24 protein-coding genes are annotated in these 25,858 nt (G+C 39.3%); 6 read left to right on the top strand and 18 right to left on the bottom strand.

The genetic code is table 11. From position 1 onward, the window contains the following. Position 1: 1 nt before the first annotated feature. The 12 genes from B5473_RS09935 to B5473_RS09880 all read right to left on the bottom strand — a co-directional run bounded on the left by B5473_RS09935 (position 2) and on the right by B5473_RS09880 (position 11,034). Entirely contained in the window at positions 2 to 556 is a 555-nt protein-coding gene (locus B5473_RS09935; RefSeq protein WP_079524723.1) for a DUF6470 family protein, read from the bottom strand. A gap of 55 nt (positions 557 to 611) precedes the next feature. Next, complete coding sequence (flgL, locus tag B5473_RS09930) at positions 612 to 1,487, bottom strand: flagellar hook-associated protein FlgL (RefSeq protein WP_079524722.1); 876 nt, start codon at positions 1,485 to 1,487, stop codon at positions 612 to 614. A gap of 13 nt (positions 1,488 to 1,500) precedes the next feature. Beyond that, positions 1,501 to 3,087, bottom strand: a complete 1,587-nt coding sequence (flgK, locus tag B5473_RS09925; protein ID WP_079524721.1) for a flagellar hook-associated protein FlgK — start codon at positions 3,085 to 3,087, stop codon at positions 1,501 to 1,503. 102 nt (positions 3,088 to 3,189) lie between these two features. After that, the gene (locus B5473_RS09920; RefSeq protein WP_079524720.1) at positions 3,190 to 3,696 is read right to left on the bottom strand and encodes a flagellar protein FlgN; all 507 of its coding nucleotides are present in this window, start codon (positions 3,694 to 3,696) and stop codon (positions 3,190 to 3,192) included. A 33-nt stretch (positions 3,697 to 3,729) separates the two neighbouring features. Further along, complete coding sequence (flgM, locus tag B5473_RS09915) at positions 3,730 to 3,993, bottom strand: flagellar biosynthesis anti-sigma factor FlgM (RefSeq protein ID WP_079524719.1); 264 nt, start codon at positions 3,991 to 3,993, stop codon at positions 3,730 to 3,732. Between the two features lie 167 nt (positions 3,994 to 4,160). Further along, entirely contained in the window at positions 4,161 to 4,571 is a 411-nt protein-coding gene (locus tag B5473_RS09910; RefSeq protein ID WP_079524718.1) for a TIGR03826 family flagellar region protein, read from the bottom strand. Positions 4,572 to 4,618: 47 nt separating this feature from the next. Next, positions 4,619 to 5,224 carry a ComF family protein gene (locus tag B5473_RS09905; protein WP_079524717.1) on the bottom strand — a complete coding sequence of 202 codons (606 nt, stop codon included), beginning with the start codon at positions 5,222 to 5,224 and terminating at the stop codon, positions 4,619 to 4,621. Further along, complete coding sequence (locus B5473_RS09900; protein WP_368483374.1) at positions 5,217 to 6,323, bottom strand: DEAD/DEAH box helicase; 1,107 nt, start codon at positions 6,321 to 6,323, stop codon at positions 5,217 to 5,219. The genes B5473_RS09905 and B5473_RS09900 overlap by 8 nt, the downstream gene beginning before the upstream one ends. A 1,016-nt stretch (positions 6,324 to 7,339) precedes the next feature. Beyond that, complete coding sequence (locus B5473_RS09895; RefSeq protein WP_079524715.1) at positions 7,340 to 8,182, bottom strand: DegV family protein; 843 nt, start codon at positions 8,180 to 8,182, stop codon at positions 7,340 to 7,342. 176 nt (positions 8,183 to 8,358) lie between these two features. Beyond that, on the bottom strand, positions 8,359 to 8,874 hold the full coding sequence (locus tag B5473_RS09890) for a nuclear transport factor 2 family protein (protein WP_079524714.1): 516 nt from the start codon (positions 8,872 to 8,874) through the stop codon (positions 8,359 to 8,361). 299 nt (positions 8,875 to 9,173) lie between these two features. Beyond that, entirely contained in the window at positions 9,174 to 9,848 is a 675-nt protein-coding gene (locus B5473_RS09885; RefSeq protein ID WP_079524713.1) for a response regulator transcription factor, read from the bottom strand. Positions 9,849 to 9,870: 22 nt separating this feature from the next. Beyond that, on the bottom strand, positions 9,871 to 11,034 hold the full coding sequence (locus tag B5473_RS09880; protein WP_079524712.1) for a sensor histidine kinase: 1,164 nt from the start codon (positions 11,032 to 11,034) through the stop codon (positions 9,871 to 9,873). A gap of 161 nt (positions 11,035 to 11,195) precedes the next feature. Between B5473_RS09880 and B5473_RS09875 the strand changes: the two genes are divergently transcribed. Both B5473_RS09875 and B5473_RS09870 read left to right on the top strand, forming a co-directional pair. Then, positions 11,196 to 11,828: a YigZ family protein gene (locus B5473_RS09875; protein WP_079524711.1), complete on the top strand. Its 633-nt coding sequence runs from the start codon at positions 11,196 to 11,198 to the stop codon at positions 11,826 to 11,828. Between the two features lie 145 nt (positions 11,829 to 11,973). Further along, a complete protein-coding gene (locus tag B5473_RS09870) occupies positions 11,974 to 13,023 on the top strand; it encodes an LCP family protein (protein ID WP_079524710.1) in 1,050 nt (349 codons plus the stop codon). A 339-nt stretch (positions 13,024 to 13,362) separates the two neighbouring features. Here B5473_RS09870 and B5473_RS21080 read toward each other — a convergent pair whose 3' ends face one another. The 3 genes from B5473_RS21080 to B5473_RS09860 form a co-directional block, all read right to left on the bottom strand. After that, the gene (locus B5473_RS21080) at positions 13,363 to 13,491 is read right to left on the bottom strand and encodes a hypothetical protein (RefSeq protein WP_303047314.1); all 129 of its coding nucleotides are present in this window, start codon (positions 13,489 to 13,491) and stop codon (positions 13,363 to 13,365) included. A gap of 62 nt (positions 13,492 to 13,553) precedes the next feature. Continuing rightward, the gene (locus B5473_RS09865) at positions 13,554 to 14,762 is read right to left on the bottom strand and encodes an ISL3 family transposase (protein WP_079523641.1); all 1,209 of its coding nucleotides are present in this window, start codon (positions 14,760 to 14,762) and stop codon (positions 13,554 to 13,556) included. A gap of 169 nt (positions 14,763 to 14,931) precedes the next feature. Beyond that, a complete protein-coding gene (locus B5473_RS09860) occupies positions 14,932 to 15,987 on the bottom strand; it encodes a glycosyltransferase family 4 protein (protein ID WP_079524709.1) in 1,056 nt (351 codons plus the stop codon). Between the two features lie 350 nt (positions 15,988 to 16,337). On the opposite strand from B5473_RS09860, the gene secA2 reads away from it, so the two are divergent. Then, the gene (gene secA2, locus B5473_RS09855) at positions 16,338 to 18,698 is read left to right on the top strand and encodes an accessory Sec system translocase SecA2 (protein ID WP_079524708.1); all 2,361 of its coding nucleotides are present in this window, start codon (positions 16,338 to 16,340) and stop codon (positions 18,696 to 18,698) included. A gap of 3 nt (positions 18,699 to 18,701) precedes the next feature. Further along, positions 18,702 to 19,607 (top strand): accessory Sec system S-layer assembly protein, encoded by a 906-nt coding sequence (locus B5473_RS09850; protein ID WP_079524707.1) that lies wholly within the window; start codon positions 18,702 to 18,704, stop codon positions 19,605 to 19,607. 400 nt (positions 19,608 to 20,007) lie between these two features. Here the strand turns inward: B5473_RS09850 and B5473_RS09845 are convergent, their stop codons facing one another. Both B5473_RS09845 and B5473_RS09840 read right to left on the bottom strand, forming a co-directional pair. Next, complete coding sequence (locus B5473_RS09845) at positions 20,008 to 20,556, bottom strand: C40 family peptidase (RefSeq protein ID WP_079524706.1); 549 nt, start codon at positions 20,554 to 20,556, stop codon at positions 20,008 to 20,010. A 317-nt stretch (positions 20,557 to 20,873) separates the two neighbouring features. Beyond that, a complete protein-coding gene (locus B5473_RS09840) occupies positions 20,874 to 21,875 on the bottom strand; it encodes a C40 family peptidase (protein WP_254865289.1) in 1,002 nt (333 codons plus the stop codon). 292 nt (positions 21,876 to 22,167) lie between these two features. Between B5473_RS09840 and brnQ the strand changes: the two genes are divergently transcribed. Then, positions 22,168 to 23,487 (top strand): branched-chain amino acid transport system II carrier protein, encoded by a 1,320-nt coding sequence (brnQ, locus tag B5473_RS09835; RefSeq protein WP_079524705.1) that lies wholly within the window; start codon positions 22,168 to 22,170, stop codon positions 23,485 to 23,487. A 339-nt stretch (positions 23,488 to 23,826) separates the two neighbouring features. Further along, on the top strand, positions 23,827 to 25,197 hold the full coding sequence (locus tag B5473_RS09830; protein WP_079524704.1) for a S41 family peptidase: 1,371 nt from the start codon (positions 23,827 to 23,829) through the stop codon (positions 25,195 to 25,197). A gap of 48 nt (positions 25,198 to 25,245) precedes the next feature. Here the strand turns inward: B5473_RS09830 and B5473_RS09825 are convergent, their stop codons facing one another. Continuing rightward, the gene (locus B5473_RS09825; RefSeq protein ID WP_079524703.1) at positions 25,246 to 25,842 is read right to left on the bottom strand and encodes a TetR/AcrR family transcriptional regulator; all 597 of its coding nucleotides are present in this window, start codon (positions 25,840 to 25,842) and stop codon (positions 25,246 to 25,248) included. Positions 25,843 to 25,858 lie beyond the last annotated feature (16 nt).

The following is a 25,858-nucleotide window of genomic DNA, read 5'->3' as shown; positions in this document are numbered from 1 at the left end:
TTTATATATGCCAATCGATTTTCAGAGACGGGTGCTGCAGCATTTCCACATTCACTTTCCCCGGTGTATAGGTATGGATTGGCTTGTTTGTTTTCGTATTGTTGATCACCTTTTGCGACTCCACTTGAGTATCTGCTGAACCCGGTGTGAAACTTATTTTGACACTACCGGCCTGCGGGATAAATTTAATTCCTAAGCTGGAATATGGTTGTTTTCCTGTTCTTTTCGCCTGTTCTGCCAACGGATTGCCGCCGTTTTCAATCTTCATGAGCTCGCCGCCTTCCTGAACGCGTCTTGCTAGTCCTTCCATTGCGGTTTGCGCACTGTACTGGGCAACTTCTGCTGTCCGGCTAGCCGAGCTTTTTAAATCGAGGCTTTCGCGCATTTCCACTGTATCACTGGTCAGTTTCGACTTAGTTGTGCGGATTGACATCTCGGCTTTTGGCTGCTGCAGATACAACTCGGCTTTTGGCTGCTCAATTTGCTGGACCGGTTTTTTTGTTGTCAGTCCGATTTGCCCTCTTGTTGTCTGTAGTTGTATTTGCGGGATATTCATGTTGTCCCTCCCTTTAAAGAAAGCGCTTGGCACAATGTGTCCAAACGCTTTTTCATTATCTTAAAAAGTCTGCTAATGATGGCTGAATGATTTTTGCCCCTACCGATAAAGCGGCACGGTGAATTGATTCCTGTGTAATCATTTGTGTAATCGTTTTTTCGTAGTCGATGTCTTCGTTTTCAGACATGCGCTTAGTCGCAATCAATTCCTGTGACTGCAATCTTGTATCCATTAATTCTATACGGTTTTGACGTGCACCGACACCTGCTCTTGCTTCAAGGAGTTTATTCATGTTTTTGTCAATTGTTGAAAGGTGTTTCGATAAATCACTGCCTGGAGCATTTCCTTCAATCGCAGTACTGATATCCGCAAACATCGTATCGATCTCTTTAAACATATCGATTGGTGTTACATTGATCGGCAGCATAATCCCGGTAAACACTTCAATTTCAATCGTATTTTTAAACGATTTATCATTGGCATACTTTTCTCCATCGAAAGGAGCCGTTGTTGTTTTAGTCCCGCTGAAAATATAGCGGTCTCCGATTTTCGTGTTGGCCAAGTTTTGTACATGCTCACGTAATTGTTGAAGCTCGTTGTCTATTTTTTTGCGGTCGTCAGCATTGGCTGAATCCGATGAAGCCTGTACCATCAATTCGTTCGCGCGCTGCAGAGCAGAACCGATTTTATCATATGTGTCGTCTGTCGTATCAAGCCAGTTATACGCTTCACCGATATTGCGGGAAAATTGCTCAACATTGTTCAGCTCGGCACGGTAGTTGATTCCTTTCATCGCAGTTACAGGATCATCTGATGGACGGTTCACTTTTTTCCCTGTGTTGACCTGCTCCTGAAGTTTGCCCATTGCTGAATAGCTGTTTGATAAATTACGCAGCATATTGCCTGAAAGCATTGATTGTGTCACACGCATTTTGGTCTACCTCCTATAATCCGGCGCGGCCCATACCGTTGATGATTTTATCGAGTGTTTCATCGATTACGGTAATCATACGGGCATTGGCATTGTACGCCTGCTGGAATGTAATCATATTTGTCATTTCTTCATCAATTGATACAGAACTTACCGAGTCACGGCGTTCTTTCACCGCCTGCTGAAGTGTCTCTGCATTGTATTCAAGTCGTGTCGCCTGCTGACCATCTACACCGAGCTGGCCGATCAGCCCTTCGAAGTAGGTTTGGACACTCAGATGATCCAGCTCTTCCAGCGAATTAAATTTCATGTTGGCCAGAAGAAGCGCATTATTACCGTTTCCTGCTTCTGGATTGCCGACATCTGAATCTGAAGCCGCGATTTTGTTCGGATCTTTTATGATTGTGTCAGACACAGAGATGTTTTCTGCTGTAATGCCCGGTACTAGCGGATCATTTGATATGAAGAAGTCTACACCTTGGTTGCCCTCTAAACCCGTTCCGCTTTTGTGGATTTCATTGAACTTTTCAGAAAAAGCTTTGGCCATGTCATTCAATTTATTAATCATTTCCGGAAAAAGACCTGTTGTCTCACTGTTATTGTTTGTATAACCGTAGGAATTGACTAATGATTTAAATTTCCCGAGATCGCTAAAGTCGTTAATATCGACAGTAGTGCCTGTTTGAGACCAATCAGCCGGGAGTGCAGTATCATTTCCGTCTTTGTCCATTTTCACAAGGGAAATTCCTGTCATATCGCCAGTTGGTGTGACGCCATCATCCGCTCCATCTGTACGGAACTGTGCATAATCTTTCCCGTCTACCAGTTTAAGCTTTGAGCCGTCTTTTAAAATAAGTGAAACGGTAACAGGTCCTTCTGCAATCGCTAAAGAATTTCCGCCTGAACCCTTTTCCGAACGCTTCACTTCAATCGGGAAGTGAGTCGCCAGCTCATCTATTAAATTATCACGCGCATCATATAAATCGTTCGGCATATAGCCATTCGGTTCGATTGTCTGGATTTGTGCATTTAAATCACCAATTTGCTTCAAAATCGAGTTCGCATCTCTTAACTGAATACCGATTTCCGCACCTGCATTGTCCTGGATTTTTTTAATCGAGTTATACATGTAGTGGAAAGAATCCGCCACGGCAATCCCGCGCTGTACGACAACCGCACGCGATCCGCCGTTTTCCGGATGGACATTTAAATCCTGCAGCGAATTCCATAGCTCATTCAATGATTCTGACAACCCGTAGTCAGATGGCTCATTTAGCACATCTTCCAGTTGACTGATAGAATGCGATCTTGTCTGCCAGTAACCAAGTTTATGCGTTTCCTGTCTGTATTGCTGATCAACGAAACTATCACGAATCCGCTGTACAGAATGCGCCTGTACCCCTGTTCCGATATGTCCTGCTGATTTACCTGTATTTAAACCCGGACTCGGGAATCCCGGTGTTGTTTCCATATTTACGCGCTGACGCGAATAGCCATCTGTATTGGCATTTGAAATATTATGTCCTGTTGTGTAAAGCGCTGATTGCTGCGTGAATAGACCGCGCTTGCTTGCTTCAAGTCCCATAAATGTTGAACGCATTGCAGGACCTCCCTTTTAAGTGTGTTTATATATAAATTCCAATATTCTTTCCATAAAAAAACGCATGTATCGCCCCCGCAGCATGCGGAAGCTTACATGCGATTAGGCTTTAAATTCATTGAACGAACGTTTTGCAACTTCAGCATTTCCGCGGACTTCCGCACCGGAATAATTGAACTGCTCGGTACGTTGCTGCGGACGCATGGCATCCAATGTAATGTTAATAAACTGCAATGAGTTCATCACCAGTTTCTGGTTCAAATCATTTTGCATCTTCAACTGATCAAGCAACGCAATTAATCGTTCGCGCACACTGACCAGTTCTTTTGTGGATTCGCCGTTTTCAGCGGCCTTTATCACATCGGCAACAGACGGTGTGTCAGTGAGAGCAATTCCTTTTGCTCGGAGGTAATCCGTTACCATCGCCTGACGCTGTTGTTCAAGTGTGTTAATTGCCGCTACATGTGCCTGCTCACTTTTGATGAGCTGATCCAACTTTTCCATATCACCTTGCTTAATGTATTCCGTTTTCGCAAGCGCTAGTTCCAGCAGACTTTTATGCATTTTCTCTAGCTTCCCCAGCGTGACGACAATTGTGGCAATTGACATGTATTTAGCGCTCCCTTGCTTGTAGAATTTCCGTTATTTGCCGCGGTAGAATTTGAGCATGTCTTCAGCAACCTGCTTTGCGTCTACCTTGTAGTTTCCAGAATCAATATCTTCTTTAATTTTTTTCACACGTTCTGCACGCTCATTTGCATAGGTCGAATTCGCCTGCATCTCTTTTGCTTTTGTTGAAATTTCGATCTGGTCTGCAAATGATTTTTGAGTTTCAGTAGTTTTCACAGGACGTGCCTGCTTGTTGTACAGATTGATTCCTTGCAAACCGATTGGATTAATCTTCATCTTTATGGACCTCCTCTCAAATATAAGCTGTATAGTTTATATTTCGACTGCTTCATCCAATTGTTTATGCTTTATCGCAAAAAACTGGACTTATGTAGTATTTTATTATGTTCATTTTACGAAAAATAAAAACGAAGTCCTATTCAAACGACTTCGTTTTACGAAAATTATTTTTTTATAGAGAGATAAGTTGCACGTTTTTGACGCTTCATCTCTTCTCGGAATTCCTGTGCTGCTTCCAATGTACGCAATTCTGATTTTAATTCATTTTGGCATTTCTCGCATAGTTTCCCTGTAGTGGTTAAACGACCGCAGTTGTCACACGGGTAGCCAAGGTTCGGAAACATCGCCGTGTGCAGCCGCCCTTTTCGCACCCATTTATAGAGCAAGTCCCGCTCAACCCCTGTTGCCTCGACAATTCGGTCGACATTCGCTGCACGGTTTTCACGCTTACGCAGGAAACGATACACCTCCTGATATTGGTCCTCTTCTTTTTGCGCGCAGTTATGGCAAACATCCCTCAAGCCCGTGTAGTTAAAAAAACCGTTACAGCCTGGGCAATTTCTTAATTCAGCCATTTTTAGCCCTCCTCACTCGTTCACTTATAAATAATAGGTTCGATTTTTTACCCATGGATTAATGTGAATCCGTCCACTGTTTTCGCACCGGCTTCGAGCAGTGCCTTTTTCGCATGGTTTAATGTTGTCCCTGTAGTATAAATATCGTCAACTACAAGTAAATTTTTATCTTTTATTGCAGTTGGATTGATGACTTCAAAAAGTTGTGGGGTTTTTAGTCGTTCTTCTCTACTTTTAAGTGATTGCTGTTCGTTCGATATCTTTGTTAAATGGTGGACAAACGGGATATTCGCCGCTTTCAGCAATTCATCGATATGTGCAAACGTTCTTAGTTTCAAATTTTCGGGGTGCATCGGAATCGGGATAATGAGGCGGGTTTCGTCTTTGAGCTGCTCATGGATGATTTTATTGAATACTTTTGCAAGGAGTAAATCGTGAAGGAACTTATAGCGGTGCAAATAATCTTTCATTGCTTCATTATAGTGAAATAAAGATATGACTCCCTCTTCCTGTTGCATCTCGATTCGTTGAAAGCGTTGTTCACAGCGAGGGCAAATTGTTTGAGGCAGTGTTTTAAGAAGCAGTTCCTTCCAACCAATGCTTTGATGAAGCTCGCGATCACATAAGAGGCAATTCAGGATTTGCTTATTCATGGCGGTTCATCTCCAATATATTATTGCGTGCCCGGTCCATTTCCATCGTGATTCCATGGTGGAAAAATACAATATCACCAGTAGGGTACTTCACATTTCGACCAACTCTTCCGCTAATTTGAATAAGTGCACTTGATGTGAAAACAGGATTTTCCGCACCGACTACGGCAACCTGGACATTTTTAATTGTGATTCCGCGCTCCAGAATAGTAGTCGTCAGTAAACCTTTTCGTTGTTCATTGCGCAATTGCAATACTTTTTCTTTCCGATCAGGGTCTTCGGAATGGACACTTTCAATAGTAGATTCTATTTTTTGAAAGAGGGGTGTTGCCTGTTCCATTAGTTCGATTGTCGGGAAGAAAATGAGGAAAGGTTCGTTCTTCTGAAGTCTGTGTTCGAGCCAACTTTTGAGCTTTTGTGGGATTTTGTTTTTCTTTAATAATTTCTCGTAATTCCATAGCGTTTGGAACCTCGGAACTGGTAAAGGATGACCATGGAATCTTCTTGCGATAAATGAGTAGCCCCAGTTTTCTGTTTTTTGCTGCAGGAGCAATTTGTTCGACGGAGTGGCTGTAACGAATGCAATAGGGGCATCCGTTTTTTTCGCTTTCAGTACTGCACGCTGCAATGCTTCATCATACGTGTACGGGAAGGCATCCGCTTCATCGACAATCATGACATCAAATGCATGCTCAAACCGGTAAAGCTGATGTGTTGTCGCCAGAACAAGCTGCGCAAACTCGGTGTTATTTTCCGCGCCGCCGTATAGCGCATGAATCGTAATCTTTTGGAACACCTGTTGAAAACGCGGATACAATTCTAAGACGACATCGGTTCTAGGTGTTGCCACACAAACTCTTTTTCCTGCTTTCAGTGAATCGTAAATTGCTGCAAAAAGGATCTCCGTTTTTCCAGCACCGCAAACTGCATGCGTAAGACGATTTCTGTTCTGCGAAATACTTTGCGCGAGTTCATCCGCCGCTTTTTGCTGATGAGGGGTGAGATTGCCGGTCCATGCAAACTGAACTTGCGATTTCTGTTTCCGTGTTTCCGTGACTTTCCAGAGAATCAATTCATCACAGCTGCACATTCTCCCCATCGTAATACAGTGCCGGCAATAGTGACAGACTTTTTGACACTTCGCACAGTGAAATGAAACAAATTTATACGATTGTTCATTTAGACAACGACGACAAATAAGCTTTGGGGTTGTGCTGACAGCGGGGGTTGTTTCAAAATAGCCGCGGTTGATATAGGTGTCGATTTTTTGCTGAGGAAATGGTGTGTGGTTGCGCGACCATATTCGACCGGTGAAGAAATTTACGATTGCGGGTTCAGGGATGAGTCCGGTGTAGCGGGTGTGGATTGGAGGAATCGGGTTGCTTGAAACACTGGAGAGGGTTGGTGTTGAGGGTTTGAGAAGTCGATAACATTTTTTAAATGAAGTTGTTGTTGTGGACATAATTATTGCTCCTTTATTTGTATTTCGTTTATTTGATAAATGATTTTCAGACTTAAGTGGGCAAGAAGCGGATCTGTATTTGATTCGTGTAGGATTTTCAGTGACACTTCTACTTTTCTCGCTTCATGTTCCACTTTCGGCTCAAAACATTCTACTTTCAGGGGCGGACGTTCTACTTTTCAACTGAGATCTTCTAATACTGAAAGCCTCTTCTACTTTTCACCCGAAAGTTTCTACTTTTCCCGCTTTGCGTTCCACTTTCACTTTTTAACTTTCTACTTTCGAGGGCAGACGTTCTACTTTCCAGCCACAACCTTCTAAAACCGGCAGCCGCTTCTACTTCTCAATCAATAGTTTCTACTTTTCCTAATTCACGTTCTACTTTGAGCCCAGAACTTTCTACTTTCCACGGCTCGAGTTCTACTTTCCGCCCATGAACTTCTAATACCGGCAGCCTCTTCTTCTCACCCGATAATTTCTACTTTTCCCCGTTCACGTTCCACTTTAAGCCCGGAACTTTCTACTTTTCACGTCCAGAGTTCTACATTCTACTCACAAACTTCTAATATCACCCGACATAGCCGTTCACCCACCACATATTAAAAAACAGCCACCCTCCCTAAGAAGTAGTGACTGATAAACCTAAAACAAAATTATTTCTTAATCCATCCAATCGCCATTGCGCCTTCACCTAGGTGTGTGCCGACAACCGGTCCGAAGTAGCTGAGCGTGAAATCTACTGTTGGATACTCGGCAGCTAATGCATTCATCCATTCGCGTGCCTCATCCTCACAGTTGGCGTGAATCACTGTGGCTTGAAGGGCGCCATGCTTTTGGACTGCAGATGCTAATTGCTCTTCCACTCGGCGTAGTGCTTTTTTGCGTGTACGGATTTTTTCGAACGGGACGATTACTTTGTTCTCGAATGTTAAAATCGGTTTTACCTGAAGTAACCCGCCGATCAATGCCGCCGCTGCAGATAAGCGACCGCCGCGCTGCAGATGCTGTAGATCGTCTACAATAATGTAATCATCCATTGTATCTTTCAAATCATTCAAGTGTGCCATAATCTGCTCGCCTGAAGCGCCTTCCAATGCCAGTTTAGCAGCCTCTTTTACATAAAATCCTTGCAAATAGGCGGCAACTTCCGAATCAAATGCGTGAACGTTTACACCTTCCACCATTGCGCCCGCTTGGACAGCGCCTTGGTAAGTTCCGCTGATTCCGCTTGATAAGTGAATCGTTACAATTTCATCATAATCTTTTCCTAAAGTTTCATAAAGCTCGACAAATTTTCCGACAGACGGTTGCGTTGTTTTCGGAAACTCCGCTGCACCGCGCACACGGTCATAAAATTCTGAAGCTGTAATATCGATTTCTTCATCGTAAAATGTTCCTTCAATGTTTACACTTAGAGGAATCATATGGACATTGTACGAATTTCGTTCTTCAAGTGTTAAATAGGCTGTACTATCTGTAACAATTGCTGTTTTCATCGCTCTCCCACTCTCCTATGTTCACTAGTTTACATGAACTCACTATAATTGTGAACGGTAATTTGCCTTTCTAATAGGGAACTCCCCGCTTTCACACCTTCATCACTATATGAAAAAAACATCTTGGCATCGATTTGTGCAAGATGTTTTTACTATATATTATAGAAGATAAGTTTTTATTCGCTGCCGATATAATAGATGCTCGAAACTTTCCAACCGTCTTCCTTCTTCAATACTGTTACTTGGCGGCCGACACCGGATAGTTCTGCACCTGTATCGATTTCTTTCGTTTCTGTCTTTAAATTGGAAAATACTTGGGCTTCATCCCCACTATACTTTACAATCGTAATATCTTCGGCCGTACGTTTCACATCATATTGATTAAACACATCGGAAACCGCTTCGATATCTTCATCATAATTAAAACCTGTCGCATTTTTTGAAATTATATTTTTATAACGTTCTAAATCTTTTTCATTAAAGGCTGCAATATATTCATTAAATGCAGATATAATATTATTTTTTTCTTCCTCCGGGACATCTGCCTCTTCCTGAATTGAATCACCCATCATTTCAAAACCTACCGTACCTTCGTCGATCGTTTTCTGCAGATTTTCAGGTGAAGCTTCCTGTTTATCCCCGCAAGCCGCCAGTACAAAAACCGCGAGTACAGCTACCAACCATTTTTTCATAATTTTACAACCTCCCGCAAAACATTTTAGCACACAATATTGGAAAAACCCATCTTGTACAAAATAGCATGTGATGATGTTTTTTATACAAATATTATTGAAGACAGATAATATTTTTACTCAACGTAAAATTTCGACATACGAATTATTTGCTATCGCCTTCAAAACATTAGGACGAAACTCGTTCACAGATGTTTCATAGAATTCATGACTAAAACTATTTATTAATCGGCAATAATATGCAAAAATAAAAACAAGGATACAAAATCTGATCCTTGTTTTTACGTTTAATTATGTAATTAACGTACTTCTACCCAGCCGTTTTTGATAGCTGTTACAACTGCTTGAGTACGGTCATTAACATTCATTTTCTGTAAAATACTTGATACATGGTTTTTAACCGTTTTTTCCGAAATGAATAATGTCTCGCCGATTGTACGGTTTGATTGGCCATCTGTTAATAATTGAAGCACTTCACATTCACGCTTCGTTAATAAGTGGAATGGACGGCGAATTTCTGTTTGATGGAAATTCCCTTTGTTTTCATGCTCTGAAAGACGACGGAATTCCGCGACCAGATTTTTCGTTACTTTCGGGTGCAGGTAAGAACCACCGTTTGAAACAACTTTGATTGCTTCAACGATTTCATCGGCATCCATTTCTTTCAGCATATAGCCAAGTGCACCTGATTTCAGTGCGTGTGTTACATATGATTCGTCATCATGAATCGATAAAACCATTACTTTTGCGTCCGGATATACAGCGATTAAATCAGCTGTCGCCTCGACACCGTTTTTGACCGGCATATTAATATCCATTAATACGACATCCGGTTCGTTTTGTTCATATAAGTTTACGATATCTGTGCCGTCATCACCTTCTGCAACAACCTCAAATGTGTCTTCAAAATCTAAAATACGTTTTACCCCTTCTCGGAATAATTGATGATCATCTACAATAATAATTTTTGTCATTTCGAAACCCCCTGGAATTCAGCTATCTTATCTCTTCATCTTCTGTCGGCAATGGAATTTTCATTAAAATTGTTGTTCCTTTACCGATGCTGCTGCTAATTTTCAAAGAACCTTTCAGCAGATCAATTCTTTCTCTCATTCCTATAATACCGAAAGATCCTTCACGAACGCTTTCTGTATCAAAACCAACCCCATTATCTTTTACTACAACATTAATTTCGTCACATAACCACTCAAGTTTAACAATAATCAGGTTCGGTTTTCCGTGTTTCAATGCATTGTTTACACTTTCCTGCACTAAACGGAAAACGGCCACCTCATAATCTGAAGGGATTCTTCGCTCGTTATTGTATGAAAGGAACTGAATCTCAACACCTGGATTGTATTCCATAATCGTAGATAAATACTTTTTCAATGTCGGGTCAATGCCCAAGTCATCGAGTGCCATTGGTCGTAAATCGTAAATAATGCGGCGTACTTCGGATAAGGCGTTGCGAACGCTTATTTTCAAATCATGAATCTCTTTTAAAGCGGCGTCGGCTCCCTTTTCCCGGAAAGTGCGGTCAATTAAATTCGAACGCATCAGCACATTCGCCATCATTTGTGCAGGCCCATCATGAATTTCACGCGATAAACGTTTTCGTTCTTCTTCCTGGGCTGCGATAATACGTATGCCAAAGTCTTGTTTGATCTTCGCCTGTTCCAGTGCTGCCCCGACATTTTTCAGGTCGGTCGTCAAAAAATTGATAACAACATTCACTTGGTTCACGATATGATCCGCTCTTTCAATCGTATCATAAAGTGTGCGCAGGCGTCTTTCCAAATCGTCACGCTTATCTCTTAGCTGCTTTTCACGCTCCCGGCAAAGGGAGACCTTTAATTGTAAATTACTCGTATTTTCATAAGCAGCCCGTATTTGCTCTTCTGAATGATTATTGAAACTTTTACTTACAACGACTAATCGCTGTCTAGATAATTGCAGCAACTTTTCCAAGTTATCACTTTCATCTATTATAATCTTAATTTCATGACGCACAACTTCCAGCTCTTGTTGCATCTCTTCAAAATTTCTGCGGCTTTGTTCGCTTATAATAAATACATCATCTTTCGAACTTGTAATAGTTTCCAACATTCGATTAAATATAACATCAAGCGAGGCGATATCTATTTGGTTGTTTTCTAGCACTTTTTCCCCACCTTACTTAGTCAGAATGCGAACTACTCTATCTTTTTACTTTGCAACCTACTAATATAGTACATACATATTATATCATTAGTAAATCATTTTTTAAGTTAAATTATAACCACAAATTTGAAATCAAATTGTAATATTAAGGAGAATTGATAATGAGAAATAACTACATTACGGTAAAAGGTTACGGAGAATCAGAAATCATCATATCCAAATCGCGTTTTTTAACTTATGTAGAACGCGTTGAGACAGAAGAAGAAGCGATTCTCTTTATTGATAAAATAAAAAAGATGCATGCATCAGCAACCCATAACTGCTCCTGCTATATGATCGGTGAGCATGATCATATCCAGAAAGCAAATGATGACGGGGAACCAAGTGGCACTGCAGGCGTCCCTATGTTAGAAGTTCTAAAAAAACAAGGTTTAAAAGATACGGTTGTTGTCGTCACTCGCTATTTCGGCGGAATTAAGCTTGGCGGAGGCGGTTTAATCCGCGCCTATAGTAAAGCAACAACAGAAGGAATCGCAGCTGCTCAAGTTGTTGAGCGAAAATTGCATTATTTAATGAAAATCGAGATTGATTATGTGTGGTTGGGGAAAATAGAAAATGAGATACGCGGTTCCCACTACCCTCTTCATGATATTCAGTATGCAGAAAATGTAGAAATTTATGTACACGTTTTAAAAGAGGAAGAGCAAACTTTTATTGACTGGATTACCGAACTGACAAATGGGCAGGCGGTTATTACAAACGAAGATGCGCTTTTTATCGAATTCCCGAAGTAACCGTGTCGAAATATTTGTCATCAGAATGCATGATATCGTTACTTTACGACAAAAGTAGATTGTAGTATATTAGATAAGATTACAAAGTAGCTATAATATACCAGTTTAATATAGTAACCTATCCCTAACCTAGAGGAGAATCTTTATGAAAACAAGGCAAAATAAAAAGAAAGGCTCATCGAAATTCAGATTGTTTCTTAAAGTTTCGATGCTTCTGACTCTTTCGCTCGTAATTTGCGCAACAGCATACGGTGTTTATTTGACGAAGCAGGCCGAACATGCTGCAGATAATGCATATGAAGTAATCGAGGACCGCGAAATGTCGGACCAGCGAGAAGTAAAGGTTGAGCCGGCCCAAGACAATGTTTCTATTTTAATTTTAGGTGTCGATGATAGTGAAAAGCGCGGACAAGGTGCAGACAATTCCCGCACAGATGCCCTCATGCTTGCCACTTTAAACAATAAAACAAAAACAGTTAAACTAGTAAGTATCCCACGTGATTCATATGTTTACATCCCTCATATCGGATATAACGATAAAATCAACCATGCGCATGCGCGTGGTGGCACACTTGCTTCAATTGAAACTGTAGAAGAATTATTTGATATTCCAATTGATTACTATTTACGTGTAAACTTTAATGCCTTTATCGATATTGTCGATGCATTAGGCGGCATTGAAGCAGAAGTACCTTACGCGATGCTCGAAAAAGACGAGTTCGACCGCAACACTGTCAACTTGCAGCCAGGTTTGCAAAGATTGGGTGGCCGTGAAGCATTGGCACTTGCCCGTACACGTAAACAGGACAATGACATTGAACGCGGTAAACGCCAGCAAGAAATCATTCAGGCAATCGCTTCAAAAGCATCATCATTTACATCTATCTCAAAATATGATGATATTCTAGCCGCTGTCGGTAACAATATGAAGACAGATATGACATTTACGGAAATGAAATCTTTCTTCAGCTACTTATCAAACGGTATGCCTCGTATTGATACATTGACGTTGGAAGGCTATGACGACATGTCGACAGGCGTCTATTATTACAAATTGGATGAAGAAGCACTCGAAGAAACGAGCCATATTTTAAAAAGTCATTTAGGACTCACTCCGGAATCGACAAATATTTCGGGCACAAGCTCTCAATCCAACTCAGCCTACACAACAAGAACGAATACCGATACCCAATAATGTGAACCAACCTCCGCGGGTGACGCGGGGGTTGTTTTTTATTTGGCGTTTCTACCTATATTATAGGGATATTGTATTTTACAAGCGTTCTGTTCTATATTCCTCTGAGAAGTTTCCACTTTAGTCTTAAAACTTCTACTTTCACTTTGATACTTTCCACTTTCGCCTCATAACTTTCTACTTTCATTTCATTCTGTTCTACTTTCCCCTGCGACTATTCTAATAAAGTTCGCGCGTTCTACTTTTTCGACATTTCATTTACTTTTACTTCCAAACTTTCTACTTATAAGTCATTCCTTTCCTCTTTTCCTCGCAACACTACTAATAAAATTGCGTTTTTCACTTTTCAGTTGATTGTTCTACATTTCCATGAAAAGTTTCTACTTTAGCCACTGTACCTTCTACTTTCACTTCATTCCGTTCCACATTAGCCGCAAAACTTTTTACATCCCTCCTAAATCCGGTCAATAATTCCCCCAAAAAAAAAGGTTCTAAATCAAATGTTGGGGTGAAATTATTCTAAACAGATTTCATCCCACATGACCACCCAAATTTTTATACTTCAAATTTAATAAAATCTTTGCCTTAAAGTGATCGAAACGTCTGAATCCATATGCATTCCGTTTCATCACTTTTGTTTTATTATTAATGCCTTCTAAGAAGCCATTTGAATAACCAAATGTAAAGCTATTTAAGATTTCTGTCTGCCAATTTTTAAATGTCTGAATCGCACGTTTAAATGCAGGAATCCCTGATTCTTCAACTTGTTTGTAGAACTGAAATAGTCCCTCTTTAATCTTTGATACATCGGTTTCTTTTTTTGCCTGATCAAACCATTCACAGTAGCTTTGTTTTAGATGATACGCTGCTTTTAAAATAGGAGACATCTCTGTATAGCGGGTTAAATAAAATTGATCCGTTTCTTTCAGCTTTTCTGGACGTTTATAGAGCACATGCCGCATTCTTTTACACTTTTTCCGGTCGTATTCGTGCCAGTCCTTTTGAACTTCTCGACGAACCGAATCTAGTGCCCAATAAATATAACGACAGTAATGAAAGCGATCTGCCACAATGACCGGTCTACCTAAAGACTGGCGGACCGCTGATTTAAAGGAAGGGCTCATATCCATCACCACGATTTCCACTTCACTTCCGTAACGCTTCAAATAATCTTTAATCGTTTCTTTTCGGCGGTTTGGCAAAATATCGATCGGTTCTTTGGTTTCGGCATTCGCTATAATTAATTGATATTTTCCTGCGTCGGTATCGCCTTTATATTCATCAATCGCAATCGCTTTCGGCAATTGAACACCTTGGACCATTTCTTTATGCACCATTTTCTTAAAGCGACGAATTACGGTTGTGCTAGAGGTACCCGTAACCTCCGCTGCTTCTTTAAATGTCTTCGCTTTAATTGCGCGAATGCTTAACGCTTGATTCGCTTCTTTTGTAAAACGCTGATACCGCTCAATAAAGGATGCTTTTTCAGCGAAGCGCTTTCCACAACCGCATGCATAACGACGGCGCTTATAAAAGATTACGGTCATTCGCTCAAACCATTTTAAGTGCTTAATTTTTTGAATCCGGTAATCATGTACTTTCGTAGTCCATTGTTGGCAGGCTGGGCATTGATGTGCCTGACGGGGAAGTTCAATCGAAATTGCCATACCCATCTCTAACTCTTCAATTTTTGTAATTTCTACATCTTTTAATCCTGGGATATTCATGTTAAAATTCATACAGCACAAATCACCTTTCTATTGCTTGTTTCTCGACAATTCAAGTATATAAAAAAGTGTGATTTTGTGCTTTTTTTAGTTGTGAAATTGTTTGAATACCCCAACAAATATTATAGAACCAAAAAAAAACAAGCAAACAGCACAATGCCATTTACTTGTTTCGATCTTTTCACTTATTAAATATTCTTACGAGGTTGAGCAGCGGTTTATAGTTTTTACCGGCAAGACCGATAATTTCTACAAACAGCTCAATCGCGACTAATATAACGGCAATTAGTAAAATTGCGCCCCATACTTTTGCCATCGAGAAGATGACAGCAGCGAGACCGAACATTGCAGCCATCGCATAAATAATCGTCACGGTTTGACGATGTGAGAACCCTAAATCCAATAAACGGTGGTGTAAATGCGATTTATCTGGATCTGACCACTTTTTACCGCTACGCAAACGACGCACAATTGCGAAGAATGTATCGGAAATTGGAACTCCTAACATAATAACCGGGATAACGAACGAAATAACCGTTACGTTTTTAAATCCTAATAGTGCGAGCACCGAAATCATAAATCCTAAAAACAGTGCACCTGTGTCCCCCATGAAAATTTTCGCAGGGTGGAAGTTGAAAAACAGGAAACCGATTGTTGCAGCAGCCAAAATTGCAGCCATTGCGATAACAATACCATTCCCCATAATCATTGCCATTACGGCTAATGTCATTAAAGCAATTGTTGATACACCTGCAGCTAGTCCATCAAGACCATCAATTAAGTTAATTGCATTTGTAATACCTACAATCCAAATAATTGTGAACGGAATTCCTAACCAGCCGAATTCCAATTCCCCACCAAACGGTAAGTTAATATTATCAATTTGAATACCGCCGACAAATACAACAATACAGGCAGCGATCACTTGGCCAAGCAATTTAGCTTTAGCGGAAATTTCACGCATATCATCAACGATACCTGTTGCTACGATAATTGTCGCGGCAATTAAAATCGCGTATAAGTAGTCACTTTCGAAGTTCGTGACAAATTTTAAAAGTAATATCCCGATCATAAACGCACCAAAAATTGCTAAACCGCCTAATCGTGGCATAATGCGAGCATGCACTTTACGATAGTTCGGGGCATCTACAGCTCCAAGGCGAAAAGCCAATCGCTTCACAAGCGGAGTTAGTATAATTGCAGCAATAAAAGCTACGATTAAAGACACGTAAATCATGTCTCTCCTCCTTAATTTTTGTAGTATTAAGCATTACAATAAATCGCCTTTTGGAGATTCATTAAAAACTCTACATTTTTATTCACTATAAGTATAGCATGAACAAATCATAAAATATAGCTTAAATTCCTTCCACTATTTATTCAGCTCACATAAATTTTACATCTATCATTCTTCTAGTATATTTCAAACCTATCAAATAATTATTAATATAATAGAAAGGCTCATCCAATTTATTTATATTGCTCCTATGAATTCCCTTTTGGTCAGTAGTCTTTTTGTGCATTATTTGATAAAATAACGGAGTGTCTACTATATTAAAGTAGCCAATTTCAAAGGAGAGTAAAATAATGTTCTCAATTTTCAAACGTAATAAAGAGCAAACAAGTGCTCGAGAGCTAAAAAGATACTACAAAACGGTAGAGCAAATAAACAGCCTCGAAGCAACATATAGTCCTATGTCTGACGAAGAACTTCGAAATATGACATTTACATTTAAAGAGCGTTTAGAACACGGAACTCAGCTAGTTGATATTATCCCTGATGCATTTGCTGTTGTCCGTGAAGCTTCTAAACGTGTATTAAACATGCGCCACTTTGATGTGCAGTTAATCGGCGGTCTAGTACTGACTGAAGGTAATATTGCCGAAATGCCAACTGGTGAAGGTAAAACACTTGTTGCCTCACTTCCTTCTTACGTTCGTGCATTGGAAGGCAAAGGTGTACACGTTATTACGGTAAACGATTACCTTGCAAAACGTGACTTCGAATTAATCGGGCAAATCCATCGTTTCCTTGGGTTAACAGTTGGACTGAATGTTCCGATGATGGAGCCTGCAGATAAAAAAGAAGCGTACAATGCGGATATTACATACGGTGTTGGTACGGAATTCGGTTTCGACTATTTACGTGATAATATGGCACATACAATCGGTGATAAAGTACAGCGTCCATACCACTTTGCGATTATCGATGAAGTAGATTCGGTCTTAATCGACGAAGCGAAAACACCGTTAATCATTGCTGGTAAAATGGGAGCAAACGAAGAACTGCACCGTATTGCTGCAATGCTTGCGAAGCGTTTCAAAGCTGAAGAAGATTATGATTTCGACGATGAAACAAAAGCCACTTCGTTAACAGATCAAGGTATCGAGAAAGTTGAAGCGGCATTCGGTGTCGACAACTTATACGATTTGGAACATCAAACATTGTACCACTATGTAATTCAGGCAGTACGTGCACACGTTATGTTTGAGCGTGATGTTGATTACATCGTTCGTGATGACAAAATCGAACTGGTCGATATGTTTACAGGCCGTATTATGGAAGGTCGTTCACTTTCCGATGGTTTACACCAGGCGATTGAAGCGAAAGAAGGCGTAACAATCACTGAGGAAAACAAAGCACAGGCACAAGTTACAATTCAGAACTACTTCCGTATGTATCCAACATTATCAGGGATGACAGGTACTGCGAAAACTCAGGAAAAAGAAATTTTGGAAGTTTACGGTATGCGTGTAATTCAAATACCGACAAACCGTCCACGTCGACGTCTGGACCAGCCGGATATCGTATTCGAAAACATCGAGCAAAAATACGAATATGTGGCACAGGAAGCAGTGCGCCGTCACGAAAAAGGACAGCCGGTATTAATCGGGACAACTTCTATTTTACAATCAGAAAAAGTAGCGAGTTACTTGAAAAAACACGGCTTACAGTTCCAATTATTAAATGCGAAAACAGTCGAGCAAGAGGTTGAATTAATCTCGGAAGCCGGACAAAAAAATCGTATTACAGTCGCAACAAACATGGCTGGTCGTGGTACGGATATCGTCTTAGGTGAAGGTGTTGAAGATCTTGGCGGTTTATTTGTAATCGGTACTGAAAAGCATGAAAGCCGTCGTGTCGATAACCAGTTACGCGGACGTTCAGGTCGTCAAGGTGACGTAGGTGAAACTCGATTTATTCTTTCAATCGAAGATGATATGTTCAAGCGTTTTGCAAAAGATGATGTCGAGAAATTCCGCAAGAAAATGACAACTGACGAAATCGGTCTTATTCAAAACAAAGAAGTTACTGAGCTGATTGAACGTACACAGCGTATTGTTGAAGGCGCACACTTCTCTATGCGTGAATACAATTTAAAACTGGACGATGTAATTAATGATCAACGCCGTGTAGTTTATGATTTACGCGATAAAGTATTACGCAATGAAAATATTCTGGAACATTTAGTGACGATGATGAAGGAAACTGTAGATTTTGCTGTTCGTGAAAATGCCCCTGAAGATAAAGATGTACTTGAGTGGGATTTCGATAAAATGGAACGCACAGTGAACTCTTTATTCTTAACACCTGTTACTGTGAACCGAGAAGAAACAAAAGTGAAGAAAATGCTCGATGCAATGGATCCTTCTGTAAAAGAGTTAACAGAAGTTATCGAAGGCTTTGCAGAAAACGAAAAAATTATGGCGGTTATTCCGCAAGTTATGTTGAGCTTCATCGATCAAATGTGGGTAAAACATTTGGAACAAATGGCTCACTTAAAAGAAGGTATTGGCTTACGTCATTACCAACAGGAAGATCCAATGCGTATTTACCAACGTGAAGGACTAGAATTATTCGGTAAAAACTATCAGGAACTTCGCCGCAAAATAGTAGAAGAACTTGTAACATTTATGAAAAACATTACGATGAATGTGGAGGAATAGCAGATGGGTTTATTCGATTTATTTAAAAAAGGTGACAAAGTAGGTAAAGACAGTGCTGTTGATTCTTCATCAGTCGTAAAAACATCTGGTGATAGTTCTAAAAAAGGTGCAAATCGTGACGTAATTACTAAATTATCGTTCCATCCTGAATGGGATGTACCACAGGAACAAAAATATGTTTTTAATTTCCTGGCGAATGATCTGGCACCATTGAAACCGAATCAATTATCATTGTCAGCAATTAATATCGAGCCTTCAATGGCGAACGGTTCTTGGAATGTAAAAGCATTTTTCCGTTCTTCATTATCAGAAGCAATTGAATTAGGCGAAATCGAACTATTAATTTTAGATAAAGATGATAACCGCATTGCTTCACATTACTTTGATTTTAAAGAGCTAGGAGTGATCCCTGCTGAAAGTGCACGACCATGGATTTTCACATTCCCTGCTTCTTCAATTACAGCAGACGAAGTGCCTGAAGAAGGCTGGAAAATTTCATTCAACTTACTTTCTTTACGCGGTCACCAATTAGACTTGGATGATACATGGAAGAAACAATTACCGAAGGATCAGCAAGAAAAGTTAGCTGAAATTGTGAAAACTTTACCGAAGTTAGGTAAAACAGAAGTAAACTTCACAGGACTACAAGCAAAATTAAACGATGACGGCAGCTTCCACGCATCAATTTTCATCCGTAACGGACATGAAAAAGCGATTAACTTGGAACAGTTACCACTTGAAATTATGGATGCACGCAATGTCTTAGTTGCAAAAGGATCGTTCAAATTAGACCCTGTATTAACAGTACAGCCTAATACAACAAAACCTTGGACATTCATCTTCCCTAAAGAATTAGTAACGGCTGATGGCGCTGATTTATCTCGCTGGACAGCTCGTGTACCACAATAGTTTTAATATGCAGCAACCGGAAATCAGTTACTAAATTCCGGTTGCTGTTTTTTGTTTGTGAAACATGTTTTTTGGAGCATCCTGTTTTTATTTGCCACTTTTACGAGAAAAGTAGAACATTTCTTTGTTTATATAGAACGAAGCGGTAGTAATGTGGAAATCTCAGAGATTATGTAGAATGTTTCGAGGCTAATGTGGAAACTTCACCAACTAATGTAGAATTGTTTACTAAACAAGTCCCCTCTTAATCTACCACCCCTTGACTCAAAAGCAGAACTCAAACTCACAATCAACACCCACTCCCCGTTTCAAAACAAACTAAAAAATCCCCCACCTTATAAAAGGTGAGAGATTGTAATTACGAATTATGCAGTATGTAGTAGTGTGTATAAGCTATGTATTATTCTGCTTCTGGTGTGTTGTCTACATCTGAATCGTCTGCGTCTGCAACTAGGGCTTCTGCCGTTGAGAAGTTAGCGATGCGTTTAGCACCTACGTACTTTTTACCCCAGTAATATTTATCGTTAATGCTTGTTTTAATAACACCCTTGCTTGTAGAAGCGTGGATGAATTTTCCTGAACCAATGTAAATCCCTACATGAGAGATGCGTTTGCCTGATGTGTTGAAAAATACTAAATCGCCTGGCTCAAGGTCGCTTTTCTTAACTTTCGTACCTTGCGTATACATTTCTGAAGATGTGCGATTCAGTGATGTGATGCCTAGTTCTTTAAATACATGACGTACATAGCCTGAGCAGTCAAAGCCTTTTGCTGATGTACCGCCGTATGAATAGCGAACTCCTAAATACTTTGAAGAGACTTCTTTTAACTCATCAATTGAGTAAGCTGATTCTGCAGAAGCTTCCTTTTCATTCACCGGTGCGAAGAAAATTACGAAGGCAGCTGCCAAAGTTAATACGGTATTGCGTAATAATTTCAAGTAATCCATCGTGTTCCTCCAACCAATCAATAAATTTTCTGAAAACTTAACTGATATTAGGTTAACACGAGATTATATTTAATAACATTACAGTTATGTAACAACAAAGTTACATTTACCCGCTTTCAAATAACTTCAAACATTGCCAAAGAACCTATTTTAAATAGGGATTTTAAACTATCAACTAAACAATTACCGCTATTAATTGTAATATTAACCAATAATCGAGCCTTTTCTTGTAACATTTGTAACATTATCGCGAATCTGTGTAACAAAAAAGAACTAATAAGCGTATTTTCAACAAAGCTTATTAGTTCTTCAATATTTTATTTTAAATTATTCAGGCGTTTATACGCGACAAAGCGCTCCGACCAATACTTTTCCCCAATGTTTGAAATTGTAATCCCTTTTGAGCCAGCATGGATAAATTCATTGTTTCCTAAATAGATGCCCATATGTGAAATTGTAGGGATAAATGTATTTTTGAAAAATACTAAATCTCCCGGTACAGGTTGCGTTACTTTCGTCGTATCTTGTTCGAAATACATAAGACTGCTTTTACGATCCATTTGGACACCAACAGAATTAAATATGTAGTTTACAAAGCCGCTGCAGTCAAATCCATCTACTGTTGTTCCGCCATATTTATAAGGTGTACCTAATACTGCGTTAGCCGCTTGGATAGCTTGTCCATAAAGGCGCTCTGTTTGTTGCGAAACTTTCCCAGGCAGTGCAACTTCCTTCTTTAACTGTTTTTCAATCGCTTCGTCAGCTGTTTGATTAAAATTAATTTCTGCTTCCACTGTTTTCGCAGAAGGAGCTTCAATAGCTAAGTCTTCAGTTGATTGCTGGCTAATTGTCAGCTTTTGACCAACTTTAATCGCATCAGATTTTAAATTGTTCAACTGTTTAATACTCGCTACCGAAATACTATACTTTTTAGCGATCTTTGTTAAATTATCCCCTTTCATAACGGTATGGGATAATGCATTTTGCGGGCTTTCGACTTTTTCCTCTACAACTGAAACAGCAGTTGTTTTCGTTTTAGTCGTTGCTGTTGCCGCTTTAGTTACTGCCGGCGATTTGCTCACTGTACTTACTGCACTTTTTGCTGGCGCAACAACCAGTTTTTGTGCGATAAAAATGCGATCTTGAGATAATTTGTTCCATTGTTTAAGCTGATTGATCGTTGTGTTGTGGGCTTTCGCAATTTTTGTTAACGTATCGCCATGTTTCACCGTATAAGTGGATGCTTGTGCATCAGGTGCGATGAATAGTGCAAGTGAAAATGTTACACCTGTCAGCACTATCTTCCATTTATTATTCAATATGAAAACTCCCCCCAATGAAACTATTTTTTAACTCTATTTTACTTAATTTTCAATAGAGTATACAACCCTCTTTTTTTGAGAAAATTCTACAGACTTTCCCTATTATTATACTCACATATTAATATCATGTAATAGAAATTGATTAACATTTCATAGGTATTGATTTAGTGCAAATTGTTTTCTGAAAATATGCTTGTATTTTAATAATTTTATGATAGAATTAGTTTTTGTTAAAAGATTTAAATTTTTAGAAAACTTTGTATTTTCAAATTAAAGGAGTTTAGACAACATGAATAGCAAGTCAAGTTTTTTCCGTGAGAATATCGCGGTAGGTTTTATGTTATTTGCATTATTCCTAGGTGCAGGTAATATCATATTCCCACCACAATTAGGTCAAATGGCCGGGGAAAATATTATAATATCAATGATCGGATTTTTAATAACAGGAGTCGGTTTGCCTCTACTAGGTATTATTGCCGTTGCAAAGAATGGCGGAGACTTAGAAATATTAGCTGGCCGCATTAATCCATATTTCGGTATAATTTTCACTTCGATTATTTACTTGTCGATCGGACCATTCTTCGCGATTCCGCGTACTGGTGCTGTATCTTATTCAATCGGTGTGGAACCGTTTTTAACAGAAGCAATGAAAGGTAGCTGGATTCCATTATTCGTTACAACACTTATCTTCTTCGGAATCACATTCTACTTAGCATATAACCCGACAAAAATCGTCGACCGTGTCGGAAAAATTTTAACACCTGCTCTTTTAATCGTTATTTGTTTACTTGCGATTAAAGCTGTGGTTACTCCGTTAGGTGAACCTGGTGAAGCGCAGGGACCATATATTAATAACGCATTTGGTGAATCATTCATTCAAGGTTACTTGACGATGGACGTTCTTGCATCATTAGTATTCGGGATCGTTATCGTACAATCATTAGTTGGTCGTGGCATTACTGATAGAGTAAAACAAGTAAAAATTACAATTTTCGCGGGTATTGTCGCTGCAATCGGTTTAGCATTTGTTTATGTATCATTAGGTTATATTGGGGTAACAAGTACATCAGCTATCGGCTTCCATGAAGATGGCGGTACCATTATTTCTTTAGCAGCACAGAAACTATATGGACAAGCCGGTAAAATCATTTTATCAGCCGTTATCATTTTAGCTTGTTTAACAACATCTGTAGGTCTTTTATCTGCAAACGCAACATTTTTCCATAAGATTTTCCCGAAAGTTTCTTACCAAGTATACTTAGTAATTTTTGCACTATTTAGCTTCGGTGTTTCTAACTTTGGACTATCAGATTTAATTAATCTATCATTACCTGTTTTAGTTGCAATTTATCCGTTCGCAATCGTGCTTATGATTTTTGCACTATTCGGAAATTTATTCAATCATGCACCAAGTGTATATGGAATGGCTTTAATTTTCACAGGTGTTGTTGCAATATATGATGGAATTAAACAAGCCGGCTTTGAAATTGCAGCATACGATAAATTTTTATCAATCTTCCCATTTTATGAGCAAGGCATCGCATGGGTTGTACCAGCACTAGTCGGTGGTGTCATCGGCTACATCATGTATTTAGCAAAACGAAAATAAGTTTACTAATATAAATTACGCCTTGGCGTAATTGCGTCCAGATTTTTTTGAGTTTACTCAAAAATCTCCTTTAAAAAATCTGTGACATCCGCCAGGGGCTCATCTTCATTCAGCGGGGCTATGGAAATCTTGCTGTAATGAACAACTGAATGAAGATAGATAGGGTAAGTTATAAGTGTAAAAACTTGTAACTTACCCTCTTTTATTGACTAAAAGTAGCTTAAAATATTTTTTACCCTTACCATAAATTCGGGAAGCTTTCATGATAAAATATGGTAATATCCCTATCATGGCATTACGCATTACATTATAGAAAAATAAAATTGATGAGGTGGACTCATGCTAAGAAAACATTTATCAGCAATGCTGTTTTTCATCATGTGCCTGGCTGTTCCTTTGACGGTACTAGGTGCTCCTTTAGATGAAGCAAAACAGATTGTTAAGGAAAACTATGTAGGCAATGTTAACGGTGACATCAACCGGGCCACAAGCCTCGAGCAACTGGCAGAAATGCTTGATCCGTATTCGGCTTACTTTACGCCGGAAGAATTCGATGAGTTTATTAATGGCGTGGACCTTACTACTGTAGGTATCGGTGTAGTCATTGAGAAGGTAGAAAACGGTATTCAAATTTCCGAACTTATCGATGGCGGCAGTGCAAAAAATGCAGGCTTAAAAGTTGGTGATATCATCACTGAGATTGATGAAAAACCGGTTGCAGGGCTGACAATCGATCAGGCTTCTTCCCGTATAAAAGGAGCAGCAAATACAACGGTTTCTATAACGGTTTCACGTGAAGACGGCACAATATTGACGAAGAAATTAACACGTAAAGCTTTCTCACTTCCTAATGTGGAAACTAAGCTTTTATACGGTAATACGGGCTATATTTCATTGAATTCATTTTCAAATGACACGGCAAGCCTCGTATCAAAAGCCATCCGTGATTTGAAAAATAAAGGGGCAAAATCATTTATTTTCGATTTGCAAAATAACGGAGGCGGCTATGTAACAGCAGCAGAACAGCTCATCGGTATGTTCCCTAATGCCACCTATGCCTACAAGCTGAAGGAAGCTTCGGGGACATCTATTGTTCGCTCAATGAAGCAATCGACAACATTCCCTGAAAATACGAAAATGCTAGTAAATAGATATAGTGCAAGTTCATCTGAAATGACTGCAGCAGCACTTGCCGATCAAAAAGCAGTTACGTTATACGGGGAAACAACTTATGGTAAAGGTTCTATGCAGGCATTTTACGAGCTTGAAGATGGCAGCTTCTTAAAATTAACAGTTGGTCATTTTTATGGTCCAAACGGCACAAAAATAAATGAAGTCGGGGTTAAACCTCATATTAAAACAGCGAGTGAACCGCTCTTTAAAGCACATTACGACACAATCGCTTCAAACTTAAAAAACTATAAAGAACTTGCTGCATTAAAAAATGTTCCATTAAACAAAACATTTACGATCAAGTTTTCTGCTAAACTGGCGAAAGACCTTGCTTCTTCTTCCGTTGAACTAGTCGAGCTAGGTGCAGATACTGTCAAAACAACGTATAAATTATCGGGTCAACAGCTAGTTGTTACCCCTACAAAAGAGTTAACTGCCGGTAAGGAGTATGCACTGATCGTTCATCCTAAAGTAAAAAATGAAAAAGGCAAAAATTTAAAAGCCGGTATTTATTTACATGTAACAACAAAACAGTAAACTAAAAAATGAGACGATTTGCGCAATGGCAATCGTCTCATTTCATTTTTATGAATGTACTAAACTTAGCTCCGTTGCAAAATAAATCATGCAAATCTCTTTAGCTAACTGTTCCGGATTTGTTTTATTCGTCAGTAAGTTTGTCAATGTTAGTCGTTCCACCGAACCAACAAGACTTTCTGCAAGAATATTAGCATCCACCAGCTTTACAACGTTGGAATCTTTTAATTGCGTGTTTAGGATATGTATTAATTTAGAAACGAGCATTTCCTTTACGGCAGTTGATTGCTCCGCTTCATAAAAACCGATTTTCGTTAGGTTAGGGTTTTCGATAAAATAATCGAAAATATGTGTTAAACTTCCCTGAATTAAATCGATTCCAAATTTCCCGTCATTTATGTTATCTGCTGAACTAGAAAAAATATCAGTTAATTCATTGTGGAATTTCTCATTTAAATCGTTAAATAATGTTTCTTTACTTTGAAAATATAAATAAAATGTCGGCTGTGTTAAATTTGCCGATTTTACAATATCACTGATTTTTGTTTGATGATAACCATATGTAGAAAATAGCTCAATTGCTTTTTCCAATAATAATTTTTTACTTTTTTCACCGCATGAATTTACACGTCTTCCTCTTGCCATACTTCTCCACCCTTAT

It is taken from the genome of Solibacillus isronensis, from assembly GCF_900168685.1.
GTDB lineage: Bacteria > Bacillota > Bacilli > Bacillales_A > Planococcaceae > Solibacillus > Solibacillus isronensis_A.
The sequence above is the reverse complement of the archived record's forward strand: the minus strand, read 5'-3'. Positions and strand labels throughout refer to the sequence as shown.